This window comes from Duganella alba (assembly GCF_009674495.1).
Classification (GTDB): domain Bacteria; phylum Pseudomonadota; class Gammaproteobacteria; order Burkholderiales; family Burkholderiaceae_D; genus Rugamonas; species Rugamonas alba.
The window spans coordinates 289,674-313,659 of the sequence record NZ_WKJN01000003.1; the positions used below are offsets into that span (position 1 = coordinate 289,674).

General features: G+C 64.5%; 21 protein-coding genes. 12 read left to right on the top strand and 9 right to left on the bottom strand.

Features of this window, described 5'->3' with window-relative positions; all coding sequences use genetic code 11:
- Positions 1-62: 62 nt before the first annotated feature.
- From GJ695_RS04590 to GJ695_RS04615, 6 genes are read right to left on the bottom strand one after another with little or no spacing between them, the layout of a single operon-like run.
- A complete protein-coding gene (locus GJ695_RS04590; RefSeq protein ID WP_154362464.1) occupies positions 63-836 on the bottom strand; it encodes an SDR family NAD(P)-dependent oxidoreductase in 774 nt (257 codons plus the stop codon).
- A 9-nt stretch (positions 837-845) separates the two neighbouring features.
- The gene (locus GJ695_RS04595) at positions 846-2,093 is read right to left on the bottom strand and encodes an MFS transporter (protein ID WP_229260384.1); all 1,248 of its coding nucleotides are present in this window, start codon (positions 2,091-2,093) and stop codon (positions 846-848) included.
- Positions 2,090-2,611 carry a chalcone isomerase family protein gene (locus GJ695_RS04600; protein ID WP_154362418.1) on the bottom strand — a complete coding sequence of 174 codons (522 nt, stop codon included), beginning with the start codon at positions 2,609-2,611 and terminating at the stop codon, positions 2,090-2,092. Before GJ695_RS04600 ends, GJ695_RS04595 begins: the two co-directional genes overlap by 4 nt.
- A 4-nt stretch (positions 2,612-2,615) precedes the next feature.
- Positions 2,616-3,830 carry an SAM-dependent methyltransferase gene (locus GJ695_RS04605; RefSeq protein ID WP_154362419.1) on the bottom strand — a complete coding sequence of 405 codons (1,215 nt, stop codon included), beginning with the start codon at positions 3,828-3,830 and terminating at the stop codon, positions 2,616-2,618.
- Positions 3,827-4,594: a DUF1365 domain-containing protein gene (locus GJ695_RS04610; RefSeq protein WP_166455086.1), complete on the bottom strand. Its 768-nt coding sequence runs from the start codon at positions 4,592-4,594 to the stop codon at positions 3,827-3,829. The genes GJ695_RS04605 and GJ695_RS04610 overlap by 4 nt, the downstream gene beginning before the upstream one ends.
- The gene (locus tag GJ695_RS04615) at positions 4,584-5,852 is read right to left on the bottom strand and encodes an NAD(P)/FAD-dependent oxidoreductase (protein WP_154362421.1); all 1,269 of its coding nucleotides are present in this window, start codon (positions 5,850-5,852) and stop codon (positions 4,584-4,586) included. The genes GJ695_RS04610 and GJ695_RS04615 overlap by 11 nt, the downstream gene beginning before the upstream one ends.
- A 253-nt stretch (positions 5,853-6,105) precedes the next feature.
- Here GJ695_RS04615 and GJ695_RS04620 point away from each other — a divergent pair, with 253 nt between their 5' ends.
- The 7 genes from GJ695_RS04620 to ggt all read left to right on the top strand — a co-directional run bounded on the left by GJ695_RS04620 (position 6,106) and on the right by ggt (position 13,347).
- Positions 6,106-7,050, top strand: a complete 945-nt coding sequence (locus tag GJ695_RS04620; protein ID WP_154362422.1) for a MerR family transcriptional regulator — start codon at positions 6,106-6,108, stop codon at positions 7,048-7,050.
- 127 nt (positions 7,051-7,177) lie between these two features.
- A complete protein-coding gene (gene ftsY, locus GJ695_RS04625; RefSeq protein WP_154362423.1) occupies positions 7,178-8,206 on the top strand; it encodes a signal recognition particle-docking protein FtsY in 1,029 nt (342 codons plus the stop codon).
- 19 nt (positions 8,207-8,225) lie between these two features.
- The gene (ftsE, locus tag GJ695_RS04630; RefSeq protein ID WP_154362424.1) at positions 8,226-8,882 is read left to right on the top strand and encodes a cell division ATP-binding protein FtsE; all 657 of its coding nucleotides are present in this window, start codon (positions 8,226-8,228) and stop codon (positions 8,880-8,882) included.
- Positions 8,879-9,799 carry a permease-like cell division protein FtsX gene (gene ftsX, locus GJ695_RS04635; RefSeq protein ID WP_154362425.1) on the top strand — a complete coding sequence of 307 codons (921 nt, stop codon included), beginning with the start codon at positions 8,879-8,881 and terminating at the stop codon, positions 9,797-9,799. Before ftsE ends, ftsX begins: the two co-directional genes overlap by 4 nt.
- Positions 9,800-10,042: 243 nt before the next feature.
- Complete coding sequence (rpoH, locus tag GJ695_RS04640; protein WP_371865143.1) at positions 10,043-10,930, top strand: RNA polymerase sigma factor RpoH; 888 nt, start codon at positions 10,043-10,045, stop codon at positions 10,928-10,930.
- Between the two features lie 153 nt (positions 10,931-11,083).
- Complete coding sequence (locus GJ695_RS04645; protein ID WP_229260385.1) at positions 11,084-11,572, top strand: hypothetical protein; 489 nt, start codon at positions 11,084-11,086, stop codon at positions 11,570-11,572.
- 11 nt (positions 11,573-11,583) lie between these two features.
- Positions 11,584-13,347, top strand: coding sequence for a gamma-glutamyltransferase (gene ggt, locus GJ695_RS04650; RefSeq protein WP_154362426.1), 1,764 nt, complete (start codon positions 11,584-11,586; stop codon positions 13,345-13,347).
- Here ggt and GJ695_RS04655 read toward each other — a convergent pair.
- A complete protein-coding gene (locus GJ695_RS04655) occupies positions 13,289-13,570 on the bottom strand; it encodes a hypothetical protein (RefSeq protein ID WP_154362427.1) in 282 nt (93 codons plus the stop codon). The two genes, ggt and GJ695_RS04655, sit on opposite strands and share 59 nt — an antisense overlap.
- Before the next feature lie 90 nt (positions 13,571-13,660).
- Here GJ695_RS04655 and lepB point away from each other — a divergent pair, with 90 nt between their 5' ends.
- The 3 genes from lepB to GJ695_RS04670 are packed head-to-tail and all read left to right on the top strand — an operon-like array spanning position 13,661 to position 17,473.
- Positions 13,661-14,338 carry a signal peptidase I gene (gene lepB, locus GJ695_RS04660; RefSeq protein ID WP_154362428.1) on the top strand — a complete coding sequence of 226 codons (678 nt, stop codon included), beginning with the start codon at positions 13,661-13,663 and terminating at the stop codon, positions 14,336-14,338.
- 58 nt (positions 14,339-14,396) lie between these two features.
- Positions 14,397-15,137 (top strand): ABC transporter ATP-binding protein, encoded by a 741-nt coding sequence (locus GJ695_RS04665; RefSeq protein ID WP_154362429.1) that lies wholly within the window; start codon positions 14,397-14,399, stop codon positions 15,135-15,137.
- Entirely contained in the window at positions 15,134-17,473 is a 2,340-nt protein-coding gene (locus tag GJ695_RS04670) for a CPBP family intramembrane glutamic endopeptidase (protein ID WP_154362430.1), read from the top strand. Before GJ695_RS04665 ends, GJ695_RS04670 begins: the two co-directional genes overlap by 4 nt.
- A gap of 107 nt (positions 17,474-17,580) precedes the next feature.
- Here the strand turns inward: GJ695_RS04670 and GJ695_RS04675 are convergent, their stop codons facing one another.
- Together GJ695_RS04675 and garD are read right to left on the bottom strand one after the other, a co-directional pair.
- Entirely contained in the window at positions 17,581-18,387 is an 807-nt protein-coding gene (locus tag GJ695_RS04675; protein WP_154362431.1) for an NAD-dependent epimerase/dehydratase family protein, read from the bottom strand.
- A gap of 23 nt (positions 18,388-18,410) precedes the next feature.
- Complete coding sequence (gene garD, locus GJ695_RS04680) at positions 18,411-19,976, bottom strand: galactarate dehydratase (protein ID WP_154362432.1); 1,566 nt, start codon at positions 19,974-19,976, stop codon at positions 18,411-18,413.
- A 282-nt stretch (positions 19,977-20,258) separates the two neighbouring features.
- Here garD and GJ695_RS04685 point away from each other — a divergent pair, with 282 nt between their 5' ends.
- Complete coding sequence (locus tag GJ695_RS04685; protein ID WP_154362433.1) at positions 20,259-20,963, top strand: FadR/GntR family transcriptional regulator; 705 nt, start codon at positions 20,259-20,261, stop codon at positions 20,961-20,963.
- 230 nt (positions 20,964-21,193) lie between these two features.
- Positions 21,194-23,914: a TonB-dependent receptor plug domain-containing protein gene (locus tag GJ695_RS04690; RefSeq protein WP_154362434.1), complete on the top strand. Its 2,721-nt coding sequence runs from the start codon at positions 21,194-21,196 to the stop codon at positions 23,912-23,914.
- Positions 23,915-23,986: the final 72 nt, after the last annotated feature.

A 23,986-nucleotide genomic window follows, 5' to 3' on the forward strand; every position in this document is an offset into this window, starting at 1 on the left:
ATCGGTGCGTTTTTTTGCACCACCGCACTGATTTGGTGCATGAAATAGATTCATTACCGGGCTCAGAGTCCCGTGACTTTGGCAATCAGCCAGAAATAGCCCCGGTAAGGCAGCAACCGCGCCAGCCGCAGCAGGTTGGTAAATCGTCTTGGAAAATGGATATGAAATGCGCCGCGCTCCATGCCGGCGATGAGTTGCCGGGCCGCTTGCGGCGCCGTCATCAGCGACGGCATCGGGAAGTCATTGCCCTTGGTGAGCGGCGTGTCGACGAAGCCGGGATTGATCTGATACACCGAAATACCCTTCGGATGCAAATCGCCATACAGCGATTCGCACAGATTGATCAGCGCGGCCTTGGTCGGCCCGTACACCAGCGCCTTCGGCAAGCCGCTGTAACCAGCCACCGACGCGACAATGCCGATGCCGCCACGCCCCTGCCCGAGCAGCATGGGCAGCACGGCGTCCAGGCAGTTGAAGACGCCGCGCAGATTCAGGTCGATCAGTTGATTGGCGGCGGCCAGGTCGAAACTGTCGGCGCGCATTTCGCTGTAGCCGCCGGCGACGATCAGCACCGTGTCGATGCGCGGCCAGCGCCGCAGTATGCGGTCGCGCGCATCCAGCACGCTGGCGTGATCGGTGATGTCCAGCGCCAGCGGGAAGATGTCCGACGGCGCCTCGGTGCTTGCCAGTTCATCCAGCAGCGCCTGGCGCCGTGCCGAAATCGCCACGCGGGCGCCTTTTTCCAGCAGCTGCCGCGCCACCGCGGCGCCGATGCCGCTGGAAGCGCCGATGATCCACACATATTGTCCGTGCCAGTCGTGAATGGCTGCGTTCATGCCCATGGTTTATTCCTCATGCAAAGGCGCGCGCCACAGCAGCACGGCGGCCAGTAGTTTCAAACAGCATGGCAGCAAGGCGTAGGCGAACGACAGCGCCTCCAGTCCCTGCTGCATGCCGGGACGGTAGCCCAGCCACGCCAACGCTGGCAGCGCGACGCCGGCGGCAAGTGCAAGCGTCATTTGCACGCCCCAGTTCCAGACGCCGAAGTACGCGGCCTCGCGCCGGCCGCTGTCGCCGGCATGAGCGATGGTGGCCGCCAGCAGCGCGGGTGGCAATGCCAAATCGGCGCCCAGCGCAAGGCCGGACAAGGTGCAGATCACGCCATACGCCAAGGCGTTGCCGGCACCAAGCCCATAGGCCCAGATGAACACGAGAGCGGTCAACAGCATGCTACCGATCCATGCGCGCGCTTCACCGATGCGGGCGGCGATGGCCGGCCACGCCGCCATCGAGATGGCGGCACTGGTGAAGTACAGCAGCAGGAACAGGCCGGCCCTGGGGCCAAGCTGCAGCCGATCTTCCGCGAAGAACAGGAACAGCGTGGCGGGAATCGAGGCGGCGACGCCGTTCACCAGCAGCACCGCAAACAGCCAGCGGAAACGCTGCTGCCGGAACGGCGCAAGCAGCGCCGCCAAGCCGCGCGGTGCAGCAGATTGCGCGACAGCGGTTGCCGGGCGCGGCGCCTTGAGCAGCAGGCAGGCCCCACCGGCCAGCAGCACCATGGCGAATATCACACTAAGGGCGTTGTAGCCGGCCAGTGCCGGCACCGCAGCGGCGGTCATGACGCCAAGCAGGCCGCAGCCTTCGCGCACGGCAGCCAGCCGCGCGCGTTCGCCGGGCCGCTGCGTCAGCGCGGCGCCCCAGCTTTGGTGCGCAATGGTCGCCAGGCCGAAGCCCAGGTACACCAGCATCAGCGAAGCAAGGAACCACGCCAGCGTCCCGGCCTGCGCCGGTGGATGGAACAGGGCGCCGTAGCCCAGCAACAGCAAGGGCAAGGACAACAGCACAAAGCGCGGATAGGCGGCGCCGGCGCGCGCGATCCACCAGCCCAGCAGCGGATCAAGAAACGCCGCCACCGTGCGCGCTGCCAGCAGCGCGGCGCCAATGACCGCCAGCGTCAGACCGCTGTGCTGCGCATAGAACTGCGGCACATAGACATAGATCGGCAGCGCCAGCATCGCCAACGGCATGCCGAACAAGCCATACGACAGCATGCCTCCCCACTTTAGCGGAGCAGTAACGGTATCGGTCATGGCACGGCTGCCGCGTCGCGCAACAAAGCCTGGCGCAGCTTCGGTGCGCTGGTCACCGGGTCCAGCCAGATGCCGAAGAAGGCGTGTGCAAACGCCATGTCGGACACGGTGGCCAGCAACTGCCCGTCGCGGTAAAAGCGCATGCCCAGGCCCGGCACCAGCGCGCCGCCCAGCCGCGAGCCTTCCTGCACGTCCGGGAAGATCGCCTTCATCTGCGCCAGCCACGCTGCGCGCTGCGTCTCGCTGCCGGCACCTATCTTCTCCATCTGTTCGGCGCTGGCTTCGGCGATCCTGCGTCCATGGAGTGCGCGTGCATAGCGCAGCTCCAATACCAGCGGCGCCGCATCCCCTGCATAGCCTTGCGGCCCCACCCACAATTCGGCCGCGTAAATCTTCAGCCCAAACCAGGTGTAGACGCCTTGTCCGCTCAACCGCGCCGCCCCCAACTCCTGCTCGATGTAGCTTGCAGCGTGCAGCGGCGCGCACACCAGCAGCAGGACAATCAGCCAGGCGCGCATGGCGCTAGGCCTTGACCAGCGTGAACTGCATCACATCCGTATTCCCGGCGCGGAAGGCGGCTTCGCAATAGGCCAGATAAAACTCCCACGTCAGCATGAAGCGCTGGTCGAACCCCTGCGCCATCACCGCTTCGCTTTGCGCCAGGAAGCTGCGGCGCCATTGCAGCAAGGTGTTTGCATAATCGATCCCGAAGCGGAATTCGTCCACCACGCGCAGGCCGTGCTGCTCCGCCATGCGGCGGAACGCCGACGGCGCCGGCAGCATCCCGCCGGGGAAGATGTACTGCTGGATAAAGTCCGTGCCCTGGCGGTAGCGCGCAAACAAAGCCTCATCAATCGTGATGGTCTGGATGCACGCGCGTCCGCTCTGCTTCAGGTTGCGCGCGACGCAGGCGAAATAGTCCGGCCAGTAACGCTCGCCAACCGCCTCGAACATTTCGATGGATGCGATGGCGTCGAACTGGCCGGCGCAATCACGGTAGTCGCACAGGCGCAGATCCGTTTGCTGCGCCAGGCCAGCGTCGGTCAAGCGCTGGCGCGCGTAGTCAAGCTGCTCGGTCGACAAGGTCAGTCCGGTCACATGCGCTTGCGCTTCGCGCGCCGCAGTCTCCGCAAAACCGCCCCAGCCGCAGCCGATTTCCAGCACGCGTGCCCCCGGCTGCAATTGCAACTGGCCGACGATGCGGCGGTACTTGGCCATCTGCCCCGCCGCCAGGTCATCGCCGCCGCTGAAGATGGCGCTGGAATAGGTCATCGTCGGGTCGAGCCACAGCTGGTAGAAAGCGTTGCCGATGTCGTAGTGCGCGTGGATATTCTTGCGGCTGCCCGCGCGCGAATTGCGGTTCAGCAGATGCTTCAGCCGATACAGCAGGCTGCCCCACCAGCTGCCATAAACCAGCGCTTCCATCTCGCCGCGATTGCGTATCAACAGCGCCAGCAGGCCTGGCAGGTTATCGGTCTTCCACTCGCCGGCGATGAAGGACTCGGCAAAGCCGATATCGCCGCTGCGCAGGGCCGCACTGCACGGCTTCCAGATGGCCAGCTCCAGCACGACCGGAAAAGAACCGTCGCCGAACAATTGATGCGAGCCGTCCGGCCGCCGCAGCAGCAAGGCGCCGTGTTTCAGGTTGCGCAGCGCCTTGACGATCAGGCGCGCGGCCGTCGGCAGCTTGTCGTTGACGGGCAGCGACGCGGGCGCGCGCAGGGAATTGGTATTCATCGGGACACCTTCTGTTGTGGCGGTTCAGGTTTGCGGAAGAACGGCACGCGGCGCAGCCAGAGCTTGAGCGCCTGCCAGTGAATGCGGAACATCACGCCGAAAGTCATCAGCGGATAAGCGAAGAAAGCGCGCGCCACGCTGCGGTCGTCGAGCACAACAGCACGGCCGGACAGGCTGGTTTCCAGCAGTGGCCCCAGATCGTCGTCGTAATCGATGCGCGCCATGCTGCGCTGGCTGCCGCAATAAAAGCGGAAGCGGTAGCCGCCCTGCACTTCGCAGAACGGCGATACGTGGAAAATCTTGCGCGCCGTGAGTTCATCGGCCGCGCTGATCGCGCCGCCGGTCTCCAGCAGGTAGCAATGGCGCTCGCCGAAGGTGTTGTGCACATCGGCGACGATGACGCGCAGCGTGCCGTCCGCGCGGTGGCAGAACCAGAACGACACCGGATTGAAGGCATAGCCCAGCACGCGCGGCATGGTTTGCAGCCATACTTCGCCATCGGCGTCGTGCACGCCCTCGGCTGCCAGCAGGCCGTCTATCCATTGCAGCAAAGGCTGACGGCCGTCGCCATAGTCGCTGTCGTAAAAGGACAGCAGGTTGCGGCGATTGCGCGCAAACAGGCGGCTGCCGAAATCGCGCTCGCCCAGCGTCCGCAACGGCAGCCGCACGAAATAGGTCCGGTAGCGGAAGCCATGCCGCACCGGCCGCAGGCGCAGATGCCGCACCTGGCCGAAACACAGCTGCGGCTTGGCGTCAGGCTGCACGGGCCACCTGCGCGGCGCGCGAGACGATGGCGGCAGCCACCGCCAGACCGGATTTCAGGCCGTCTTCATGGAAGCCGTAACCGGTCCATGCGCCGGCAAACCAGATGCCGCCGCGTCCCTGCAGCGTATGCAGGCGGCGCTGCGCCGCCACCGCCGCTTCGTCGAACACCGGATGCGCATACGAGAACTCCTGCAGCACGCACTCCGCGCGCGGCTCGTCGATGGGATTGAGCGACACGATCAGCGGCTGCTCGAACGGCAGCGGTTGCAGCTTGTTGATCAGGTAGTGCACGCACACGCGCTGGTCGGCGCCGCCGCTGCCCTGGTAATTCCACGCCGACCACGCCTTGCGCTGCGCCGGCAGGCAACTGGTGTCGGTATGCAGCAGCGCGCGATTGGGCTGATAGCGCACCGCCGACAGCACATCGCGTTCGTCGTCGGTGGCGTCGCGCAGCAGCGCCAGCGACTGGTCGCTGTGGCAGGCCAGCACCACCTGGTCGTAGCGCGCGCCGCCGTGCGCGGTGGTCAATGTCAGCCCCAGCGCATCGCGCGCCACCGACTGCACCGGCGTGTTCAAATGCCGCCGAGGCAAGGCCGCCAGCAGGTGCCGCACATATTCGCGCGAACCGCCGCGCACCGTGTGCCACTGCGGGCGCTGGTTTACTTGCAGCAAACCGTGGTTATGACAAAACTGTACAAAGCTGGATAGCGGGAATTCCAGCATCTGCTGTGCCGGACAAGACCAGATGCACGCCGCCATCGGTAATAAATACCACTGGCGGAATTGGGTGCTGTATCCTTCCGCATCGAGGTAAGATCCCAGGCTCATCTGTGGTGCGCCGTGGTGGACCAGGGCGGTGGCGGCGCGGTTGAAACGCAGGATATCGCGCAGCATGCGCAGGAAAGCGGGCCGCAGCAGATTGCCGCGTTGGCAGAACACCTGGTCCAGATCGCCGCCCGCCCACTCCAGCATGCGCCCGTCGGTCGGCATTTTGACGGAGAAGCCCATCTCGCTGGGCGCCGTGCTGACGCCAAGCTCGTCAAACAGCGCCGTCAGCAGCGGATACGTGCGGTGGTTGAACACCAGAAAGCCGGTGTCGACGCCATGGGTGACGCCCTCCAACGTCACATCGACGGTATGGCTGTGGCCGCCGAAATGGCTGCCCGCCTCGTACAGATGAACGTCATTGCCCGCTCGAATCAAGCGATATGCGCAGGAAAGACCGGAAATTCCGCTGCCTACAACAGCTATCTTCATTATTTTTCACCTAAACAAAATATTTTTGTCCTGGACAAATGCAGAGCAAAAACGATATTCAGTTAAATAGTTCTAGATGTCAACTGTGTGTCGTGGACAAGCAGTTTCGCCATAACTTATACGCATCAAACGCTGTTTTGGATGCATTACTTTCGCGTCAAAATCGGCTGTAAAATGACGGGCGCTACCTGTGCACCCGGACCCTGTGCCCAACCCTCGTGACTGCCCCAAACCCGCAGCCGCTTATTGCCTGATGACTAATACAGTTTCCTCACAACCAGTTCCGAGCACGATCAGCGACGTCGAACGCGACACCGGCGTGGCCAAGGAAACCCTGCGCGTGTGGGAGCGCCGTTACGACTTTCCGCAACCGCTGCGCGATCCCAATGGCGAGCGCGTGTATCCGATCGAGCAGGTGCAGAAGTTGCGCCTGGTGAAACGTTTGATCGACCTCGGCTTCCGCCCCGGCAAGGTGATCCAGTTCAGCACCGCCGAATTGCAGGCACTGACCGGCAAGGCCGCCGCCGGCAACGGTCCGGTGGCGCCGGCGCCCGAGCTGCAAACCTATCTCGACTTGTGCAAAAGCCATCAGATGGAAGCCATGCGCCGCAAGCTGTCACAGGCGTTGCTGATGATGGGCTTGAAGAGTTTCGTGATCGAGCTGGTGGCGCCGTTGACCGCGCTGATCGGCGAAGCCTGGGCCAGCGGCCAGCTGGCCACCTTTGAAGAACACTTGTATACAGAGTCGCTGACGGTGGTGATGCGCAGCGCCATCTTCGCCATGCCGCAGGCCAACGCCAACAATGTCGGCGCGCCGCGCATCCTGCTGACCACGCTGCCGCAGGAGCGTCACGGCCTGGGCCTGCTGATGGCCGAGGCCATGTGCGTGGCCGAAGGCGCGCACTGCATTTCGCTGGGCGTGCAGACGCCGCTGCTGGATATCGTGGAAGCGGCGCGCGTGCAGCGGGTGGATATCATTGCGCTGTCGTTCTCGGTGGCGATGAATCCGCGCCAGGTGCTGGATGGTCTGGCGGAGCTGCATACGCGGCTGGCCGGCTGTGCCGACCTGTGGGCGGGCGGTAATAATGCGGCGCTCAAACGGCGCAAGCCGGCGTATGTGCGGGTGTTCGAGCTGGCGGATCTGGCCAAAGCGATCGGCGAGTGGCGGACGCGTCACGCGGGTCTGCCGGCTGGCTAAGTACCCCGCACGACGGTCCGCCGCGGGGTCTGACCCCGTACGGGGTCGGACCCTCTATGGTAGTGCGGGTTGACGCTCTGGTAGAATGGGCAAACTTTGTGCTGGCCAGCACCCCTACTCAATATCCATGTTCAGCTTCTTCAAGAAAAAACCTGTCGCTCCCGAAGCGCCTGCGGCGCCTGTCGTCGCCCCTGCTCCCATAGCCGCCCCCGCGCCCGACCTCCCCGACCTGCTGCCGATCGAAGAACCGGCGGAGAAAAAACAATCGTGGATGGCGCGCCTGAAGGCCGGCCTGTCGAAAACCTCCAATAACCTGTCCGTGCTGTTCGTCGGCGCCAAGATCGACGACGACCTGTACGACGAGCTGGAAGCCGCGCTGCTGATGGCCGACGCCGGCGTCGACGCCACCACCTACCTGCTCGACGCCCTCAAGCGCAAGGTCAAGGAAGACAAGCTGCTTGACGCCGCCGCCGTCAAGGCCGCGCTGAAACAGCTGCTGATCGAGCTGCTGACGCCGCTGGAGCATCCGTTCGAACTGGGCCGCCACACGCCCACCGTGATGATGATCTCCGGCGTCAACGGCGCCGGCAAGACCACCACCATCGGCAAGCTGGCCAAGCACATGCAGACCCACGGCCAGTCGGTGCTGCTGGCCGCCGGCGACACCTTCCGCGCCGCCGCCCGCGAGCAGCTGATGGTCTGGGGCCAGCGCAACAACATCACCGTGATCTCGCAAGCCTCGGGCGATCCGGCCGCCGTGTCGTTCGACGCCGTACAGTCCGGCAAGGCCAAGGGCATGGACGTGGTCATGATCGACACCGCCGGCCGCCTGCCAACCCAGCTGCACCTGATGGAAGAGCTGAAAAAAGTCCAGCGCGTGCTCGGCAAGGGCATGGACGGCGCACCGCACGAAACTCTCCTGGTGATCGATGGCAATACCGGGCAAAATGCGCTGGCGCAAGTGAAAGCCTTCGACGACGCCCTCAAGCTGACCGGCCTGGTGATCACCAAGCTGGACGGCACCGCCAAGGGCGGCGTGCTGGCGGCCATCGCGCGCGTGCGGCCGGTGCCGGTGTACTTCATCGGCGTGGGCGAGAAGATTGAAGACCTGCAGCCCTTCGTGGCTGCCGAATTTGTCGAAGCATTGCTTGGCTAACCAACATCACCAGACCTCTATGATCGAATTCCGGAACGTCTCGAAACAATACTCTTCCGATGTGATGGCGCTGCGCGACATCTCGCTGACGGTTGAAAAGGGCGAACTGGTCTTTCTGGCGGGCCCATCCGGCGCCGGCAAATCCACCCTGATGAAAATGATCGCCGCCATGGAACGCCCGAGTTCCGGGCAGGTGATCGTCAACGGCCAGGACATCGCCCGCATCAAATCGTCCGCCGTGCCCTTCCTGCGCCGCAACCTGGGCCTGATCTTCCAGCAACAGCGGCTGCTGACCGACCGCACCGTGCTGGCCAACGTCATGCTGCCGCTGCTGGTGACCGGCGCCTCGAAGACGCAGGCCGAGCAGCGCGCCCGCGCCGCGCTCGACAAGGTGGGCCTGGGCGACCGCGCCAACGCCCAGCCGCTGGCCCTGTCCGGCGGCGAGCAGCAGCGCGTGTCGATCGCGCGCGCCATCGTCAACCGTCCGCAGGTGATCCTGGCCGACGAACCGACCGCCAACCTGGACCGCGCCAGCGCCAACAAGGTGCTGGAAGCGCTGAAGGCCTTCAACTCGGTCGGCGTCACCTGCCTGATTTCCAGCCATGACGAAGTGATGCTGGACGCCGCCGCGCGCGTCATCCATCTCAACCAGGGCCAGGTGGAGGTGCCGGCATGACGTACTGGTTCCGCCAACACCGCTACGCCCTGTCCGCCGCGCTGGTGCACCTGCGCCGCTCGCCGGGCGGTTTCCTGTTCAATATATTGGTGGTGGCCATCGCGCTGGCCCTGCCCTTCATGGGCGTGACGCTGCTCGACAATGTGCGGCCGATGTCGGAGTCGCTGTCGGTCGATCCGGAAATCAGCATCTTCCTGAAGCAGGACACGCCGCGCGACCAGGCCGAGGCGCTGGCCGTGCAGCTGCGCCAGACCGTGCGCGACAAGCAGGCCAGGATCGTCTTCACGCCGCGTGAAAAGGCGCTGGAAAACCTGAAGGACAAGAACGGCCTGGCCGACGTGCTGGCCACCCTGGGCGACAATCCGCTGCCGGACAGCTACGTGCTGAAGCTGGACGCCTTCCGCAACGCCCAGGCCGGTGGCGACGTCGACCAGTTGGCCGAGCAGATCCGCGCCCTGCCGGGCGTCGACACGGTGCAGGTCGATTCGGCCTGGGTCAAGCGCCTGGCCGCGCTGATCAATATCCTGCGGCTGGCGCTGCTGCTGCTGGCGGCCACCCTGGGCACGGTGGTGGTGGCGGTGATCTTCAACACCATCCGCCTGCAGGTGATGACCCAGCGCGAGGAAATCCTGGTGTCCAAGCTGATCGGCGCGACCGACAGCTTCATCCACCGCCCCTTCTATTACACCGGCGCGCTGCTGGGCCTGTGCGCCGGCGCGCTGGCGCTCGGTTCGGTGACCCTGGCGCTGCAGCCGCTGAACACCGCGATTGCCGAATTCGCACGACTGTACGCCTCGGAATTCCAGCTGGCGCCGTTGCCGCCGGCCGCCATGGCCGCCTTGCTGGCCCTGTCCGCCGGCCTCGGCCTGATCGCCGCCCGCCTGTCCGTCACCCGCCACACCGCCCGTCTCAACTAAGCCTGCCTGACCGTTCCGTGCGTCCGCGCACGGAACCGGCCCTCCCTTCGGCCTAGCATGCTTTCATTGTTAAGCCCTCCCTAAGATCCATCGCGCATTCTTAATACAACGGAAGTCCCGATAGTATTTTTACTATCGGACCCATTTATTTTGGATGATTGGCACTCAACGACAGAGAGTGCTAATATATGTCCGACAGAGTACATAAGTGCTCATAAGCAATCACAAGCGAAGGAAACGAAAATGACTATGATGTCCGTGGTACCTGCGAAAAACAGTGCTCTGGGACTCGGGTTTAGTGGCAACCTGGGTAACCTGGATGCCTACATTTCGGCCGTCAATCGCCTGCCGATGCTGACGCACGACGAAGAAATCTCCCTGGGCAAACGCCTGAAGGACCAGAACGACCTGGGCGCCGCCGAACGGCTGGTGATGTCCCACCTGCGTCTGGTGGTCTCGATCGCCCGTGGCTATCTGGGCTATGGCCTGCCGCACGGCGACCTGATCCAGGAAGGCAATATCGGCCTGATGAAGGCGGTCAAACGCTTCGACCCCGACCAGGGCGTGCGTCTGGTGTCCTACGCCATGCACTGGATCAAGGCCGAGATGCATGAATACATCCTGAAGAACTGGCGTCTGGTCAAAGTGGCAACGACCAAGGCCCAGCGCAAGCTGTTCTTCAACCTGCGCAGCCACAAGACCGGCCTGGACGCGATGACGCCCGCCCAGATCGATCAACTGGCCAAGACGCTCGACGTCAAGCGCGAGGAAGTGATCGAAATGGAAACGCGCCTGAGCGGCCGCGACATCGCGCTGGAATCGCCTACCGATGATGAAGATGACAAGTTCGCGCCGATCGCCTACCTGTCCTCCGAAGCGTCGGAACCGACCCGCGTGCTGGAAGCCGAACAGGTGACCCGCCTGCAATCGGAAGGCCTGGAAGAAGCCTTGAGCAAGCTGGACGCCCGTTCGCGCCGCATCATCGAAGCGCGCTGGCTGGCCAATGACGATGGTTCCGGCGCCACGCTGCACACGCTGGCGGAAGAGTTCGGCGTATCGGCCGAGCGTATCCGCCAGATCGAGGCGGCTGCCTTGAAAAAAATGAAAGGCGCGCTGGCCGCTTACGTCTAAGCCCCGCGCTGCTGTTCCCCGATTGCCGCTGGCGTTCGCGCCGGCGGCAATTTTTTTTTGGGCCATCGTTGAGCTAACGCTGAGGTCGTGCCGTTCGTGCGCCACGCCCATGGTCTTTTTGTTAAGCTTGCCTTCAATTGAGGCAAGAGGTCTATGATGAAAACAACAATACTACGGCAGCTGATTGTGCTGCCCTTGCTGGTGGCCGTGATGGCCACCCTGTACGCCTGCGGCTCGGCCAACGGCCGCGCCGCCGCGCCGGCGCACTTCACCACCACCTACACGTTGCGCCAGGGCGCCAGCGTCGCCATCACGCCGGCGGCGGTGGCCGGCAGCAACGCCAGCATTGGCGCCACCGCGCCGGTGCTGCGACTGGACCGCGTCAACGACAGCCGCTGCCGCGCCGGTGCGGTGTGCGTGTGGGCCGGCTACATCAGCTTCAGCTTCGCGCTGTCGCATCCGGACGGCACCGCCAGCAACTTCGTGCTGTCCGAGAGCATGCCGAACGGCACCGCCACGGTCACGCAACACGGATTGACCTTCACGCTGGCCGGATTTGAACCGCAACAGGTGCCGGCGAAAAATGAGGCGCCGCCGGATTATCGGGTAAGCTTAAAGGTGAGCAACATAAACTCTCCTTGAACACGGCCCACATGATCCCGATCTCCCGTCCCGCCCGCACCGTTCTCGTTTCCTCCATCTTCCTCTCCCTGGCCCTGCCCGGCCTCAGCTTCGCCAAGACACCGGTTGCCACCGGCACCGGCGGCGCTGTCGCCACCATCAGCGAACCCGCCTCGCAAGCCGCCATCGCCATCCTCAACAAGGGCGGCAATGCGGTCGACGCGGCTGTCGCGGCGGCCGCCACGCTGGGCGTGACCGATCCGTTCAGCTGCGGCATCGGCGGCGGCGGCCTGATGGTCATCTACCTGGCCAAGGACAAGCGCGTGATCACCATCGACCACCGCGAAACGGCGCCGGCCAGCTTCACGCCGACCGTGTTCCAGAAAGACGGCAAGGAGCTGGACTTTGAAACGGTGGTGGCCAGCGGCATGTCGGTCGGCGTGCCGGGCACGGTGCGCGGCTGGCACGAGGCGCTGGACCGCTACGGCTCGATGTCGTTCAAGCAGGTGCTGGCGCCGGCCATCGAGGTCGCCACCAGGGGCTTCAAAGTCAGCGACAACTTCTCGCACCTGGTGCAGGGCAACGAAGCCAAGTTCGCCATGTTCCCCGCCACCGCCGCGCTGTACCTGAAGAACGGCAAGGCCATCCCGGCCGGCAGCACGCTGCGCAATCCGGACCTGGCCCAGGCCTACCGCGAACTGGGCGCTGGCGGCGTGAAAGCTTTCTACAGCGGCAAGATGGCGCGCGCGGTCGTCGATGCGGTCAACGCGCCGGCCACCGCGCCGGGCGTGCGGGTCAATCCGGGCAAGATGACGCTGGCCGACCTGGCCAACTACGAAGCGCGCCTGCGCCAGCCGGTGCACAGCACGTATCGCGGCTACGATTTATATGGCATGCCGCTGCCGAGCAGCGGCGGCATCGCTGTCGCCGAAGCGTTGAATATCCTCGAAGGCTACGACCTCAAGTCCATGCCGCGCGCCAAAGCCGAGCACCTGTATCTGGAAGCGAGCCGCCTGGCCTTCGCCGACCGCAACGCCTACCTGGCCGATCCGGAATTCATCGACGCGCCGGTGGCCGGCCTGCTGAACAAGGACTATGCCGCGCGCCGCCGCGAGCTGATCAATCCGGAACAGGCCAGCGCCCAGGCCCCGGCCGGCGATCCCTATCCGTTCCAGAACGACGTCAGCGTACCGCTGCGTCCCAACGCCAACAAGCTGATCGCCGAAGGCGCGCACACCACCCACCTGACCGTATCGGACAAGGACGGCAACATCGTCTCCTACACCTACACCATCGAATCATGGGGCGGCAGCGGCATCGTGGTGCCGGGCTATGGCTTCCTGCTGAATAACGAGATGACCGACTTCGACTTCTCCGGCCCGGCGCCCAACGTGCCGGAAGCCGGCAAGCGCCCGCGCAGCAGCATGTCGCCGACGCTGGCGTTCAGGAACGGCAAGCCGGCGTTCTCGATCGGCAGCCCTGGCGGCGCCACCATCATCACCACCGTGCTGCAGACCATCTTCAACTACGTCGATCTTGGCATGTCGATGCCGGACGCGGTGAACGCGCCGCGCCTGTCCGAGCGCAACGGCCTGGCCACCGACGTGGAACCGGGCTTCGTCGCCAGCGCGCAGGCGCAGGCGCTGGAGAAGACCGGCCAGCACTGGAGCAAGGATGTGGAGGAAATCGGCGCCGCCAACGCGCTGGTGTTCAACCCGGACGGCACGGTGACGGCTGTCAGCGAAGGTCACCGCCACGGGATAGGCAGCGCGCTGGTGCAGAAGAGCGCTCACTAAGCAGTTCACGCATGACCCCCGCCGCCATCGCGCACGCCTGTGCGTGATGCGGCCCCTCATCGGCGCCGAAGCCGAGACAGCGGCTGACCGTCCGCACCAGCACCTCCATGTCCTCCGGGCCGCTGCGCGCGTCTTCCGGCTCGTTCATCAGCGCCAGCACAGTGTTGCCGATCAGGGTGGACGCCAGCGATACATTGGCCAATGGCAGATCATGGGGTTTCATGAAGCCTCCGCGGCTAAGCCGTGATTAAGAATCTGCTCACAATATTAATACCGGCCACACGCCAATAACATCACTCACTTGGGGGAAGACATGAACAAATGGTTGCGCGCCAATAAAGGCTTTTTACTGTTCCTGGCGCTGTTCGGGATCTTCCGCACCGCTGTCGCCGACTGGAATCCGATTCCCTCCGGTTCCATGCACCCCAACCTGCTGGAAGGCGACGTGGTGTTCGTCAACCGCCTGGCTTACAACGTCAAGGTGCCGCTGACCGACATCGTCATCAGCCCGACGGGCGAGCCGCAGCGCGGCGACATCGTCACCTTCTCCTCGCCGGTCAACGGCACGCGCCTGATCAAGCGCGTGATCGCCCTGCCCGGCGACCGCGTCGAAATGCGCAACGAAGAGCTGATCATCAACGGCCAGACCGCCGGCTACACCGCGCTGGGCCACGGCATCGAAACCATCCACGGCATCGGCGACCTGGCCGCCGTGCGCGTCGACGAAGCGGTCGGCGACAGCCGCCACACCATCCAGTTCCTGCCGCAGATCCAGGCGCGCCGCAATTTCGCCGCGCTGGTGGTGCCGCCCGGCCAGTACATGATGCTGGGCGATAACCGCGACAACAGCGAAGACTCGCGCTACATCGGCCTGGTGCCGCGCGCGCTGCTGATCGGCCGCGCCGAACGGGTGCTGGCTTCGGCCGACATCACCGGCAACTGGATGCCGCGCACCGAGCGCTTCGGCATGAGCCTCTATCCAAAGCAATAACATCCGCATCGGCGGTGTTATGATGATGTAGTAAATTCATAACATTGCCGGTGCAAACATGATCGAATTCCAGGGCCTGTCCAAAGTCTACGGCAGCTTCAATGCCGTCAAACCGCTGACGCTGACCGTGCGGCGCGGCGAAGTGTTCGGCTTCCTCGGTCCCAACGGCGCCGGCAAGACCACCACCATCCGCATGATGATGGGCATCCTGGTGCCCAGCGGCGGCCAGGTGCTGATCGACGGCCTCGATTGCCACGCCGAGCCGGCCGAAGTGAAGCGCCGCGTCGGCTACCTGCCCGATACACCGATCTTCTACGACTACCTGCGCGGCCGCGAGATCCTGCAATTCGTCGCCGAGATGCACGGCTTTGCGCGCGCCGACGCGGCCGCGCGCAGCACGCGGCTGCTGGCGGAATTCGGCCTGACCGAAGCCGGCGAGGACTATGCCGTCAACTACTCGCTGGGCATGAAGAAGCGCCTCGGCCTGGCCTGCGCGCTGATCCACGACCCGGCGGTGCTGATCCTCGACGAACCGATCAACGGTCTCGATCCGCGCGCCTCGCGCGAGGTGCAGGAGCGCCTGCTGGCGGCGGCCGCGCGCGGCGTCACCATCTTCGTCTCCACCCATTTGCTGGACATGGCCGAGAAGCTGTGCGACCGCGTCGGCATCATCCACCACGGCCAGTTGGTGGCCACCGGCACGCTGGATGAAATCCGCGCCGAAGCCTCCGCCAGCGGCTCGCTGGAAGACGTGTTCCTGAAGATCACCGACGAAGCCGCCGAAGAGACCGCGCAATGACGGCGCTGCGCACCATCTGGCTGATGACGCGCATGCGCCTGACGCGCCAGCGCAATATGCTGTTCAATAACCTGTTCCGCTTCAATAAGAAAAAACCGCGCGACACCAGCGGCGGCAAGCGCAGCAGCCTGTGGGTGCTGACGCTGGCGATGGTGGCGGTGATGTCGTTCTCCTTCGTCGTCATGTCGCACAACGTGGTGCTCAACATGCAGTGCCAGCTGGACCAGGCCAGCAAATGCCTGTATGTCGACAAACAGGGCGAGCACCACAGCCGCCTGCACATCGCGGACGACGAACTGGCCAGCGCGCCGTTCGCGCCGGCGCTGATGCGCGGCCTGGGCATGGAGGTGACGATACTGCTGCTGGTCGCCGTGCTGCTCCCGCTGGGGAACAAGGAACTGGCGCAGCCGGACTGGGATCTGGAATGGCTGGTGACGATGCCGGTGTCGCGCGCCACGCTGCTGTGGGGCCGCGTGCTGGAACGCAGCGCCAGCAACATCGCCGGCTGGTTCGCGCTGCTGCCGGCCTACGGCGTGATCGCCTGGTACTCCGGCTATGCGTGGAGCACGATTCCGATCGCGCTGCTGGCGGCCGCCATGCTGCTGCCGCTGGCGGCCATGCTGCACACGTTGGCCGACACCGGCCTGCGCATGTGGCTTCCCGCCGCGCAGCTGCGCAACCTGCAGGCGGTGACTGGATTGCTCAATCTGCCGCTGATCTACTTCGTCATGGCGCTCGGCATGCCGCAGGCGAACGGCTTCGCCATGAACTGGGCGCGCGCCTTTCCATCCTGGGCCGGCTGGCTGCCGCCAGGCCTGGTGCTGCAGGCGATACAGGCGCAGGACATCGGACAGCTGGCGTCCAGCGTGGCACTGCTGCTGGCGGAAGTCGCGGCGGTGATGTGGGCCGGGATGGCGCTGCTGCGCCATCAGCTGCGCCATGGCGTGGTCAATTCCGGCGCGCGCGAAAGCGTGCGCCGCGTGGCGCCGGCCGGCGTGGCGCAGCCGCGCTGGCTGGATGCGCTGCTGTCGCCGCTCAAGCGCCGCGAGCTGCGCCTGCTGAGCCGCGACCGCAACTTCCTGTTCCAGACCTTGCTGCTGCCGGTGATCATCGTCGGCAGCCAGGTGGTCTTCAACGGCAAGCTCGATAGCATGGCGGAGCTGGGCGACCATCATCTGGTGGCGGCCTCCATCGCTTTCGGCATCGGCGTGTACGTGCTGATGTTGTCGGCCTTCCAGACGCTGAACAACGAAGGCCAGGTCCTGTGGCTGCTGTACACCCTGCCGCGCTCGATCGAAAGCATGTTGAAGGAAAAGGCGCAGCTGTGGGGCACGCTGGCGCTGGTCTATCCGGCCATCGTGATCGGCATGAGCGCGTGGTACACCGCGTCGTTCGAATGGGAGCAGCTGGTGCTGGTGCTGACCGTCTTCGCCGGCATTCCGATCTACTCGATGATCGCCGTCTCGCTGGGCGTGTTTGCCTGCGATCCGCTGGCGGTGGAAGCGCGCGCCCGCGTGCGGCCCACTTACGTCTATCTCTACATGCTGCTGGCCAGCTTCTACACCTGGTCGATCTACAGCAATGTGTGGTCGCAAAAACTGGTGGTGATGGTGCTGGTCGGTTCGATGGCGCTGGCGCTGTGGCAGAAAGCGCGCGACGCCCTGCCCTACCTGCTCGACCCGGCCGCCGCGCCGCCGCCGCGCGTCTCCACCGCCGACGGCCTGATCGCCGCCACCGCGTTCTTCATTTTGCAGGGCGTGATCCTGCTCATCATCGGCGAGTCCGACCTGAAGGCGATGACCATCGCCTTCAGCATCGCCGGGCTGACCATCTACATGCTGATGCGTTATGTCTACTGGCGCAGCAAGACGGCCGGCGTGCCGGCGATCCTGCGCGGCATCGACATCCAGCTATCGCTGCGCAGCGCGGCCATCGCCGCCGCCGTCGCCTGCGCGGCGGGCCTGGGCTACCTGGCCACGCTCCAGCACACGGCGCTGTGGGACGAGATGCTCAAGTCGGCGCCCGCGTCGGTGATGACGGGCAGCCGCACCTGGATACTGGCGCTGGCCGTGGTGGCGGCGCCGCTGTGCGAGGAATTCATCTTCCGTGGCCTGATCTACGGCGGCCTGCGACGCTCGATGAAAGCGCCGCAAGCGATGGTGATGAGCGCGGCAGTTTTCGCGGTGGTGCATCCGCCGCTGTCGATGCTGCCGGTCTTCATGCTGGGCCTGTGCACCGCCTGGACCTACGAACGCAGCAAGACATTGCTGGCGCCGATGCTGGTCCACGCCACCTACAACGCGGCAATCCTGTCGTCCCAGTTCTGGCAGGGGTAGAAGCATGGGCACCGAAACGCCCATCAACGAAACAAATTTCAAATCCCAATAACGAAAGGGTCTGTCCCCGCATGGGGACAGACCCTGGCCGCAGCGCCGTACGGGTTTCAGTCTTTGTAGCGGATTTCGGCCAACGCAAACGCGCCGCCGTGGTAAGTCACCGATGCATTGGTATCGGGATACTCCCCACTGTCCGGGAAGCTGGCGTCGAACTGCGACGAGCTGTCCTTCGGCTTGTAGCCCAGGTGCGACGCCTTGCTGTTGTCCCACCACGCCACATCGTTGTTCGACATGCCGAACAACACGGTAAAGCCGACGCGGGTGGCAAACAGCGAGCGATGCAGCGCTTCCACCAGATCGTCGTAGCTCAGCCACGTAACCATCATGCGGCGGTCCTTCGGCTCCGGGAACGAGGAGCCGATGCGCAGGCTGACAGTCTCCAGGCCGACGCGGTCCCAGTAGTAGCTGGCCAGCTGCTCGCCGAAGCATTTGCTGACGCCATAGAACGAATCCGGGCGGGTCGGCGCGGTGGCGTCGATGTAGTCGGTGTTGCGATAGAAGCCCACCGTGTGATTGGAACTGGCGAAGATGATGCGCTTGACGCCATGCTTGTGCGCCGCCTCGTAGATATTGGCGGTGCCCAGGATGTTGGCCTGCATGATGTTCTCGAAGGTGTTCTCGGTCGAGATGCCGCCGAAGTGCAGCACCGCCTCCACGCCTTCCATCATCCGCATGACGGCTGCCTTGTCGGCCAGGTCGCATTGGACGATTTCCTCGCCTTCGCGCGCCTCGCCCATGTCGGCGATATCGGACAGCACCACCACATCAGCCCACGGCTTGATGCGGTCGCGCAGAATCTTGCCGAGGCCGCCGGCGGCGCCGGTCAGCAGCAGTCGTTTGAATGGTTTTGCCATGCTTGTCTCCGTTGTTTTATTTTTTACGTCACCGGGGCCGGGTTGAACAGCACCAGTGCGTTATGCAGTTTCCATTTCTCCGCCCAGGTCTCCTTGCCGCTGGCGACGTCCAGCAGCATCTGGAACATCTCCCAGCCGACATCGGCGATGGTGGCTTCGCCGCTGGCGATACGGCCGGCGTTGATGTCCATCAGGTCATGCCAGCGGTTGGCCAGGTCATTGCGGGTGGCGACTTTAATCACCGGCACTTCGGCCAGGCCGTATGGCGTGCCGCGGCCGGTGGTGAAGATGTGGACGTTCATGCCGGCCGCCAGTTGCAGCGTGCCGCAAATGAAATCGCTGGCCGGCGTGGCGGCGTAGATCAGACCTTTTTGCGTCAGCTTTTCGCCCGGCGACAGCACGCCCGAAATCGGCGCGCTGCCCGACTTGACGATCGAGCCCATGGCCTTCTCGACGATGTTCGACAGGCCGCCCTTCTTGTTGCCCGGCGTGGTGTTGGCGCTGCGGTCAACGCCGCCGCGCGTCAGGTATTCGTCGTACCAGGCCATCTCGCGGATCATGGCGTCGGCCACTTCCGGCGACGAGGCGCGCGAGGTCAGCTGGTCGATGCCGTCGCGCACTTCGGTCACTTCCGAGAACATCACGGTGGCGCCGGCGCGCACCAGCAGGTCGGTGGCGAAGCCCACGGCCGGATTGGCGGTGACGCCCGAGAAGGCATCGCTGCCGCCGCATTGCACGCCCACCACCAGCTCCGAGGCCGGCACGGTTTCGCGCTGGCGCTTGTTCAGCTCCGCCAGATTCTTCTCGGCCTGCTTCATGATCGAATCGATCATCGACATGAAGCCGACGTGCTGCGCGTCCTGCAGGCAGACCAGGCCGGGATCGGCGCCGCCGGCGTTCTGGATCGGGATCGAGCCTTTCGGGAACAAGCGCGTCGGCTGCAGCTTTTCGCAGCCAAGGCTGACGACCATGGCCTGGCCGCCGAAGTTCGGATTCAGCGCGATGTTGCGGATGGTGCGGATCGGGATCGGCGCGCCCGGCGCTTCGATCGCCACGCCGCAGCCGTAGGTGTGCTCCAGGCCCACCACGTCGTCGACGTTGGGGTACTTCGGCAGCAATTCTTTCTTGATGCGCTCGACCGCGAATTCGACCACGCCCGACACGCACTGCACGGTGGTGGTAATGGCCAGAATGTTACGGGTGCCGACGCTGCCGTCCGGATTGCGGAAGCCCTGGAAGGTGTAGCCCTCCAGCGGCTCCATCGGCCCCGGCAGGCGGGTCGAGACCGGCAGGCCGGTCAGCTCGCGCGCCGGCGGCATCTCGACATTGTGCTCGGCCAGCCAGCTGCCGGCCGGCAGATCTTTCGACGCGTAGCCGATGGTGACGTTGTAGCGGATCACATGGTCGCCCTGCTTGAGGTCGCGCAGCGCCACCTTGTGGCCTTGCGGGACCGCTTCCAGCAGCGTCAAGCCGCTGGGGAACACGGCGCCGGCGGGCAGGCCGCCGTCGTTGACGACAATCGCGACGTTATCGTTGTCGTGCATCAGGATATAGCGCGGCGTGTTGTTGGCGCTCGTCGGTGTCGTCATCTGGCATTCCTACGTTGTTTTTTGGTCTCGTAAAGTGGTCTGACCACTTCTGTTATTGGCCGGCCAGCTCTGGAATTGTGGCCTGAGCGCCACAGTCTGGAGACCGCATGTTTCCTGGGGAATTTACCATGTAAACATGGGGCGCAGATGGCCGCTCGATGAATTCAGTATGCCAGTTTAAAATTAATTTGGCTAGTCCACATTGCGCATTTGGTCTGACCACCTTAGAATGGCCTGACCAGATGGCAAATAAATAAGCCACAGATAACGACGAGACAAGCAATGCTGAAAAAGACCGTTCTTCCTGCCGAGAACTCCGCCCACGAGCCGCGCCTCTACCGCGTGGTGGCCGACCGCATCCAGGAACTCATCCGCAACGAACACATCGGCGCCGGCGAACGCCTGCCGTCGGAACGCGACCTCGCGACCAAACTCAGCGTCAGCCGCGCCTCGCTGCGCGAAGCGCTGATCGCCCTGGAGCTGGGCGGCGTGATCGAAGTGCGCGGCGGCTCCGGCGTCTATGTCAGCGAAATCCCCGAACCGGCCGACACCGACCTGCCGGAAGCCGGTCCCGGCCCGTTTGAAGTGCTGTCCGCGCGCCGCCTGATCGAATCCGAGATCGCCGCCATCGCCGCCCGCGTCGCCACCGACAGCGCCGTCGACGCCATCCTGCAGGCGGTGGTCGAGATGGAAAAAAACCACGACAACTATTCCAGCAACGAGCAGGCCGACCGCAACTTCCACCTGGCCATCGCGCGCGCCACCGGCAACAGCGCGCTGGTCGGATCGCTGACCTATCTGTGGGACCAGCGCGGCCGCCTGTGGCACAAGCTGAAAGAACACTTCCAGACCGAGGAACTGCGCCAGGAAACGCTGAAGGATCACCGCCGCATCCTGGAGGCGATTGCCGCCCACGATCCGGCGGCGGCGCGCAAAGCCATGCGCGCCCACCTGGAACGCGTGACCCGCACCTTCTCGCGCGGATAACAGAACACACAGCAAGAACACACAGCACCCGTAGTAACGCAGGACCGGCCTCGAAGCCGGCCGCGAAAATAAAGCAATCAAGTTATCGACCGGCTTGACCTCGGCCGCCCCTCTGCTCCCTGCACAGCGGCCCTCGTCACAGCGGCACGGAGTACGCGAGGTGCTCCACTCACGCAGGCGCTGTTCAGCGCTGCGTATAACTTTATTCAAGAGACGAAGGAGACAACACCATGAAGTCCGAGAAACCGGTCCAGAACCGTTCCGCCCAACCGCGCCTGCTGCTCACCGCTATCAGTCTGGCCGTCCTCACCCTGACCAACACCGCCTACGCCCAGGACAGCGGCGAAGGCGCCATGACCCGCGTCGAAGTGACCGGTTCGAGCATCAAGCGCGTGGCCAATGAAGCCTCGCTGCCGGTCAGCACCATCAAGGCCGAAGACCTGGTCAAGCAAGGCATGACCACGCTGGCCGACGTCATGATGGCGCTGCCGCAATCGGCATCGCTGGCGCCGTCGAACGCCGGCTCCGGCACCAACATCAACCTGCGCGGCCTGGGCGTGAACCGCACCCTGGTGCTGCTGAACGGCCGCCGCCTGGCCAACGAAGCGATCTCCGACGGCTACGCCAATCTGGACGTGATCCCGATGAGCGCCCTGGCCCGCGTCGAGATCCTGCGCGACGGCGCCTCGTCGATCTACGGCTCCGACGCCATCGGCGGCGTGGTCAACTTCATCACCAAGACCCAGTTCGAAGGCCTGCAGCTGACCGGCCAGGCCGTGCAGCCGGAGCACAAGGGCGGCGGCGACGAGCAGCGCGCCACCATCACCTGGGGCAAGGGCAACCTGCAAACCGATGGATGGAGCTTCTACGCCACGCTGGACGCGCACCAGCGCACCCGCCTGGCCTCGTCCGACCGCGCCTACCTGAGCACGGCCGACATGCTGACCGCGCTGGGCCGCGCGCCATCGCTGGGCACCGGCGGCAACGCCACGCCGGCCAACTTCACCACGCCGACCAACAAGACCGCGCAGAATCCCTACGGCACCCGCGGTTGCCTGGCGCCGTACTCGATCACCGGCCAGAAAGGCACCTGCGTACTGGACAACAACGAGTACGGCAGCGCGCTGTACGCCAACCAGCAGGTGACCTTCTACGCCCGCGCCGCCAAAAAGCTGAGCGAAGACCACATCGTCACCGTCGACTACTCGCGCGGCGAGGAGTTCATCCTCGGCACCAAGAACCCGACCAATGCGCTGGCGGTCAACGGCGTCTCGGCCATCCTGCCGTCGACCAGCAAATGGTATCCGGGCGGTAGCGGCGGCGTGCCTGCCGTGGCGGGCCTGAACAACGCACCGCTGACCGTGACCTGGGCGGTTGCCGACGGCGGCCTGGCCACCACCAAGGACGTGCAGCTGAACCAGCGCCTGGCCGTGATGGACGAAGGCACGCTGGCGGGCTGGGACTACAAGGCCGGCCTGGTGATCGGTATCTCCGAGCGCAGCAACTACTACTACTCCGGCTACTACAAGGGCCAGGGCCTGCTGGACGGTCTGAAAAACGGCAAGCTGAATCCATTCGGCCTGCAGGACGCCGACGGCAAGGCTTACCTGGACACGATCAGCGTCGACGGCGCCAAGAACCGTTACTCGAAATCGACCTTCACCGGCGTCGACGCCACCGCCAGCCGCGCGCTGATGGAACTGCCGGGCGGCTCGCTGGCACTGGCAGTCGGTGTCGACCTGCACCGCGACACCACCGAGGACACCAAGCTGCCGATCGGCGCCGAAGTCACCTACGCCAACGCCACGCCATCGCACGGCGAAGGCCAGCGTAACGTCGCCGCGCTGTTCGCCGAGATCAACATGCCGGTCACCAAAACGCTGGAACTGAACGCCGCCGTGCGTGATGACCATTTCAGCGACTTCGGTAACACCATCAATCCGAAAATCAGCTTCCGCTGGGAGCCGTCGAAACAGCTGATGTTCCGCGGTTCGGCCAACACCGGCTTCCGCGCGCCGACCCTGTTCGACGCCTACGGCTACCGCCTGCCTGGCGCCACCGGCCTGACCGCCGCCAAGTGGGACGATCCGGTCCTGTGCCCGGGCGGCACGCCAGGCGTGGCCGGCACCGGCACCGCGCTGCCGGGCCTGGTCGCATCGACCGTCTGCAACACCACGCTGCCTAAACAGACCGGCTCCAACGCCGGCCTGAAACCGGAGAAGTCCAAGGGCTTCACGCTGGGTGTGGTGATGGAGCCGGTGAAGAACGCGATGATCTCGTTCGACTACTGGAACATCAAGATGACCGACATGCTGGCCAACTTGCCAGAGCAGGTCTACTTCCTGGACCCGGTCAAATACGCATCGTACTTCGTGCGTAACGCCGATGGCACCATCAACTACATCGTCAACACCACGATGAACCTGGGTGGCCAGAAGGCGGCCGGCGTGGACGTGTCGGGTTCGTACAACTTCCCGAAAACCGCCTACGGCGATTTCAAGGTGGCGATCGACGGCACCTACCTGACCCAGTTCGACAACCAGCTGTATAACGGCAGCCCGTACGTGTCGAACATCGGCCAGTTCGGCCTGGCCAGCAACGGCACCACGTCGAGCTTCCCGATCATCACCTACCGCTGGAAGCACACGCTGAAACTGAACTGGGCTGCCGGTAACTGGAACAGCCAGCTGACCCAGAACTACAACTCGAAATACACCGACCAGAATCTGGTGGCCAAGCAGTACTGGCGCAACATCAATTCTTACAAGCTGTGGAACGCAACCACCACGTACAGCGGCTTCAAGAATATCCAGGTTACCGCCGGCATCACCAATCTGTTCAACGTCGCGCCGCCGGCAACCAACAGCAGCCTGTACACCTATGGTTACCTGAGCAGCGCGGGCAGCGCCATCGGCCGCGCGTACAACGTGCGCATGACCTACACTTTCTGATGAAAGCGTGGCTGCATAAGCTGAATCACTCTGCCTAAGCATGTGAATGGGCGCCGGACCGCATCACGGCCG